Origin of the sequence: Anaerosporobacter sp., assembly GCF_031551385.1 — a bacterium.
In the GTDB taxonomy this organism is placed as follows: Bacteria; Bacillota; Clostridia; order Lachnospirales; family Lachnospiraceae; genus Anaerosporobacter.
Genome location: NZ_JAVBNS010000135.1, coordinates 1 through 6,285 on the forward strand (window position 1 = coordinate 1; position 6,285 = coordinate 6,285).

At 36.2% G+C, this 6,285-nt stretch carries 4 protein-coding genes and 1 riboswitch; of the genes, 3 read left to right on the plus strand and 1 reads right to left on the minus strand.

Annotation, left to right across the window (positions count from 1 at the left end; translation table 11 throughout):
- Both RMR19_RS11305 and carB read left to right on the plus strand, forming a co-directional pair.
- On the plus strand, window positions 1-588 hold a 588-nt coding region (locus RMR19_RS11305; RefSeq protein ID WP_310603595.1), incomplete at its 5' end, for a carbamoyl phosphate synthase small subunit.
- Window positions 588-3,794, plus strand: a complete 3,207-nt coding sequence (carB, locus tag RMR19_RS11310; RefSeq protein ID WP_310603596.1) for a carbamoyl-phosphate synthase large subunit — start codon at window positions 588-590, stop codon at window positions 3,792-3,794. The genes RMR19_RS11305 and carB, both read left to right, overlap by 1 nt.
- 184 nt (window positions 3,795-3,978) lie before the next feature.
- Here the strand turns inward: carB and thiT are convergent, their stop codons facing one another.
- On the minus strand, window positions 3,979-4,650 hold the full coding sequence (gene thiT, locus RMR19_RS11315) for an energy-coupled thiamine transporter ThiT (protein WP_310603597.1): 672 nt from the start codon (window positions 4,648-4,650) through the stop codon (window positions 3,979-3,981).
- Between the two features lie 147 nt (window positions 4,651-4,797).
- A riboswitch (TPP riboswitch) is annotated at window positions 4,798-4,897 on the minus strand.
- Between the two features lie 563 nt (window positions 4,898-5,460).
- On the opposite strand from thiT, the gene RMR19_RS11320 reads away from it, so the two are divergent.
- A complete protein-coding gene (locus tag RMR19_RS11320) occupies window positions 5,461-6,120 on the plus strand; it encodes an HAD hydrolase-like protein (RefSeq protein ID WP_310603598.1) in 660 nt (219 codons plus the stop codon).
- Window positions 6,121-6,285 lie beyond the last annotated feature (165 nt).

Consider the following 6,285-nt stretch of genomic DNA (forward strand, 5'->3'; position numbering starts at 1 on the left):
GATGAAGGAACAGATAAGGGATTAAAAGTTGCGCTTATGGACTTTGGTTCTAAGAACAATATTACAAGATGTCTTACAAAGAGAGGATGCCAAGTTACGGTATATCCAGCATTGACATCTGCAGAAGAGATTCTTGCTGCAAATCCAGATGGAATTATGTTATCAAACGGCCCTGGAGATCCAAAAGAATGTACAAGTATTATTGAAGAAATTAAGAAATTATATCATAGTAACGTTCCAATCTTTGCAATCTGTCTTGGACATCAATTAATGGCACTTGCTAATGGTGCAGATACGCATAAGATGAAATACGGACATAGAGGTGCAAATCATCCAGTAAAAGATTTGTCAACAAATAGAGTATACATATCTTCTCAAAATCATGGATATGTGGTAGACGATAGCAGCTTAGATGAAACAATAGCAAAAGTAAGTTTTGTAAATGTAAATGATGGTACTGTGGAAGGGCTTGACTATGTAGGTAAGAATATATTTACCGTACAATTTCACCCAGAAGCTTGTGCTGGACCAAAAGATTCCGAATTGTTATTCAACAAATTTATTAGTATGATGGAGGATTGCAAATAATGCCAAGAATTGAAGATATTAAAAAAGTATTAGTTATTGGTTCTGGACCAATTGTTATCGGACAAGCAGCAGAGTTTGACTACGCTGGTACACAGGCTTGCCGTTCTCTTAAAGAAGAAGGAATTGAAGTTGTATTAATAAACTCGAACCCAGCAACAATCATGACAGATAAGGATATTGCAGACAAAGTATATATTGAACCATTAAATCCTGAGATTGTAAAACAACTTATTATAAAAGAAAGACCAGATAGTGTGTTACCTACACTTGGTGGTCAGGCAGCACTTAACATTGCAATGGAATTAGAGGAATGTGGATTCCTTAAAGAAAACAACGTTCGCTTGATTGGTACAACTTCGCTTACAATCAAAAAAGCAGAAGATCGTTTGGAATTCAAAACTACAATGGAGAAGATTGGTGAGCCATGTGCAGCTAGTGAAGTTGTTACAACAGTAGAAGCTGCTATTGCATTTACAAACACAATTGGTTATCCAGTTGTTGTACGTCCTGCTTATACACTTGGCGGAAGCGGTGGCGGTATCGCTAACGATGAGGAACAATTAATTGATATCTGTTCCAATGGTCTAAGACTTAGCCGTGTTGGTCAATGTTTAATTGAACGTTGTATCGCAGGTTGGAAGGAAATTGAATACGAAGTAATGCGTGACTCAAACGGAAACTGCATTACCGTATGTAATATGGAAAACTTAGACCCAGTTGGTGTTCATACAGGCGATAGTATTGTAGTAGCTCCTTCTCAAACATTATCAGATAAAGAGTACCAGATGCTTAGAAGTTCAGCACTTAACATTATTGATGAATTAAATATTACTGGCGGTTGTAACGTACAATATGCACTTCACCCAACATCATTTGAGTACTGTGTAATTGAAGTAAATCCTCGTGTTAGCCGTTCGTCAGCACTTGCTTCAAAAGCAACAGGATATCCGATTGCGAAAGTAGCAGCGAAAATTGCACTTGGTTATACATTAGATGAGATTCCAAATGCAATCACAAAGAAAACATTTGCAAGTTTTGAACCAGCACTTGACTATGTAGTAGTTAAGATTCCAAGACTTCCATTCGATAAATTCATCTCTGCAAAGAGAACATTAACAACACAGATGAAAGCAACTGGAGAAGTTATGAGTATCTGTACAAACTTCGAAGGTGCATTAATGAAGGCAATTCGTTCTTTAGAGCAACATGTAGATAGCCTTGAAAATACAGGATTATATGATGGTTTTGACCGTGAAACCATGTTAGAAGAACTTCATAAAGTAGATGATAGAAGAATCTATGCCATAGCAGAAGCATTACGTCTTGGAATCACTTATGATGAAATTCATGAAATCACGAAGATTGATGAATGGTTTATTGATAAAATAGCAATCTTAGTTGAGATGGAACAAGCACTTAAAACTTCTGAATTAACAAAAGAATTGTTAGAAGAAGCGAAAAAATTAGAGTTCCCAGACAAATTAATTGCAAAATGGACAGGGAAAACAGAAAAAGAAATTAAAGAACTTCGTAACCAATATGGAATTATCGCTTCATTCAAAATGGTTGATACTTGTGCGGCTGAGTTTGCAGCTTCAACACCATACTACTATTCATGCTTTGGCAATGAGAATGAAGTAGATGCAACTAGAACAAAGAAAAAGGTTCTCGTACTTGGTTCTGGCCCAATTCGTATCGGTCAGGGTATCGAGTTTGACTACTGTTCCGTACACAGTGTATGGTCGCTAAGAAGAAGTGGATATGAAACAATTATCGTAAACAATAACCCAGAGACAGTAAGTACAGACTTTGATATTGCTGATAAATTATACTTTGAGCCATTAACACCTGAAGATGTTGAAAACATCGTTGAACTTGAAAAACCAGATGGAGCAGTTGTACAATTTGGTGGACAAACAGCGATTAAATTAACAGAAGCACTTCTTAAAATGGGAGTTCCTATCCTTGGAACAAGTGCAGAGAATGTTGATGCCGCAGAAGATAGAGAATTATTTGATGAAATTCTGGAACAATGTTGTATCCCAAGACCTTCAGGAAAGACTGTATTTACAGTAGAAGAAGCGTTAGAAGCAGCAAATGAACTTGGTTACCCAGTTCTTGTTCGTCCTTCGTATGTACTTGGTGGTCAAGGTATGCAGATTGCAATCAATGACCAAGACGTAAGAGAATTCATGGGAATTATCAACCGTACCGTACAAGAACACCCTATCTTAGTAGACAAATACCTAATGGGTAAAGAAGTGGAAGTTGATGCCGTATGTGATGGAACAGATATCTTAATTCCTGGTATTATGGAACATGTTGAACGTGCGGGTATCCATTCAGGTGATAGTATCTCTGTATATCCAACGCAGAATGTATCAAATAAAATCAAGAAAGTAATTGAAGAATATACAAGAAAACTTGCTAAGAGCTTGAACGTTATCGGCTTAATTAACATTCAATTTATCGTATATGAAGATGAGGTATATGTAATTGAAGTTAACCCTCGTTCTAGTCGTACCGTACCATATATTAGTAAAGTTACATCAATTCCGATTGTTGATTTAGCATCAAAAGTAATCCTTGGTGCAAAGATTCGTGATCTTGGCTATACTCCAGGTCTTCAAAAAGAAGCAGATTATATCGCAATTAAGATGCCAGTATTCTCCTTCGAGAAACTTCGTGGAGCGGACATCAGCCTTGGACCAGAGATGAAATCAACTGGTGAATGTCTTGGTATTGCAAAGACATTTAACGAAGCATTGTACAAAGCATTCCTTGGCTCTGGCGTAAATCTTCCAAAATATAAGAAGATGATTATGACAGTAAAAGATGCAGATAAGATTGAAGCAGTTAGCGTTGGTAAGAGATTTGTTGACTTAGGATATACAATCTATGCAACAAAGAGTACAGCAAGAGTATTAAATGAGAATAATGTTCCTGCAATAGCAATCAACAAGATTGAGCAAGAGTCACCAAACTTAATGGACTTAATTCTTGGACATGAAATTGACCTTGTTATTGATATCCCAACACAAGGAGCAGAAAGATCGAAAGATGGTTTCTTAATCCGTCGTGTATCAATTGAAACAGGTGTAACATGTTTAACTTCACTTGATACAGCGAATGCACTTCTTACAAGTTTGGAAACAGCGGAAGTGGATAAGAAGAACCTTACATTGATTGATATTGCTCAGATTTAGGAAGTAAGATAAGAAGTAAGGAATTAAAGAAAATATAGATAAAATAAAAATGTGCATTTCTATAGCGGAAGCTAGTGGAGATGCACATTTTGGTATATTGGATATATTACAATTAATTTAATGTAATATTACTTATTTATGATTAAGTTATTTACGATTAAGTTAATTATGAGACGATAGACAATTACTCATTTGCCATACGCTTTACTTCCTTTAATCCATTTGTAAAGGCTGGTACTGCCAAAAGAATAATTGTAACAATTGCCTCAGGTACAATATAAGTAGCATTGTAGCCAAGAGAATATAATATTGGATTTTGTTCTGGTGGAAAAGTATTTTTAAAGAAGATATAACCAGAGATAGCGTGCGTTACATATCTTCCTAATACACCCAAAGCATAACCTTTTAGTAATCCATGTTTGGATTTACTAAATACACCTGCAAGACCTAAACAACCAAATGCGACAGGGTAGTCAAGTAGCAATTGAACTGGATAGTAAACGCAAGGTTCGATGATTAATTGTAAAAATCCATAGGCAACACCAGTTAGTAAACCGATTTTTGTTCCGTATAGATAACCGATAAAGCAGATAAAGAACATACTAAATAACGTAGCAGAGCCACCCATTGGCATATTTACAAACTTGATAAACGATGTTACAAGAGCAAGTGCCATAGAGACAGAGGCAAATACTAATTGTTTCGTTTGAATCTTCTTCGTTTGCTTTTTGGTTAAGAATACAATTGCCAAAAGAGCAAGAATCAAAGCGATAAAAAGAATGTAGCCAGTTGTTTTAAATGTATAACCATCATCAGCGCTACCAGTTGCGAAAAAATTCATAATTCCTAAGTACATAAAAAAATCCTCCCTATTTGCGTAGGAGGAGCTTATCTTGTGTTGTAGAGTGTTTGAATTTGTTAATGTTGTCAATCAGTCTATATGTCTTAGTAAGAATAATCAATTGGTTTATTGCAATCTGTGCAATAACAACAGAATCCACGTATCTACAAACATGTGCTTCCTTACGCTGGTGCTAACCAGTTCAAGTTATGAGGGTTGTAAAGATTACATCTCAGCCAAAAGAGCTCCCCTAGCAGTTTGCTATGTTTTACGTGAATACTATAGCAAGGAAATGGGATTATGTCAATCGAATGTTTGGAAGCAAAACTTTGGTACGTGTTCAAGGCGTATTTGCTGCTGGTCTCTGACACAAAACACGCTACAGACCTAAGTGCTTCTAAGTGTGTACGGGAAGGTGGTGGAATGTTGCGGAAACGCCCTCAACTCGGCATCCTGCCTCAGTTCGGGCTGGCTCGGCGTCCATGCCTCGCCTTCCTAGGTTATTGAATGTACACACTAAGAAGTACTATAGGTGTTTCGCTATCGTTTTTTTGTCAGAGACCAGTAGCAAATACGCAAGGATAGGTGTCGAAGTTTTGCTGATTTACATTGTTGATGCAGATGCTTGTTTGTTAAGGTTTAATCCCATGTTTAATCTCAGATAGAAATTAAGGAAGATTGGGTTGCAATCGCAAATATTAGTATGGTACAATTTACTGATATATTATAGGTGAAAACAGGAAGTTGCAATATGATTTCTCAAACATGCCCTAGGAACTGCATAGTAGAATCATTGCTTAATTTCAGAAAAGTGAGGAAAGTCCAATGAATGAAAAGAAATACCTACTATTTGATTTAGACGGAACATTAACAGACCCAAAAGAAGGAATAACAAAGAGTTTTCAATATGCATTACAACATTATGGTATTGATGAACAGGATTTAGATAAGTTAGAAGTTGTTATCGGGCCTCCTTTAAAAGACTCTTTCATTGAATTCTATGGATTTTCGATTGAAAAAGCGAATGAAGCGGCGATGAAATATAGAGAGCGATTTGCTACACTTGGTAAATATGAGAACATAATCTATGATGGCATTGCTTCCATGTTGCAGACATTGACAAGCAAAGGTAAGGAGTTGGCAATCGCAAGCTCGAAACCAACTATCTTTGTAGAAGAGATATTAGAACATTTTGATATTAAAGAATATTTTGCACATATCATTGGAAGTAATGAAGATGGTACAAGAGCAGAGAAAACAGAAGTTGTAATTGCGGCGATAGAGGCTTTTGGTGAAATTGATAAAGCGGATATTATTATGATTGGTGATCGTAAATTTGATGTAATTGGTGCGCATGATTGTGACGTTGAAGTTATTGGCGTTTCTTATGGATATGGTGGAACAGAGGAATTAGCGAATGCAGGAGCGGATTATATTGTTGATACGGTGCAGGAGCTAGAGGAATTGTTACTGAATTCTAGATAGATATGACTTGGTTGTTATGGCATGATATGAGTTGCCCGACAAATGGGCCATTTGAACCTTGAAAATTTAATATATTATCTTCAAATATGGTATAATTGAGGTATTAAGAAAAGGAGTGATCATATGTCTTTCTCATCAAATACCTCACAACAAATCAGTATATTT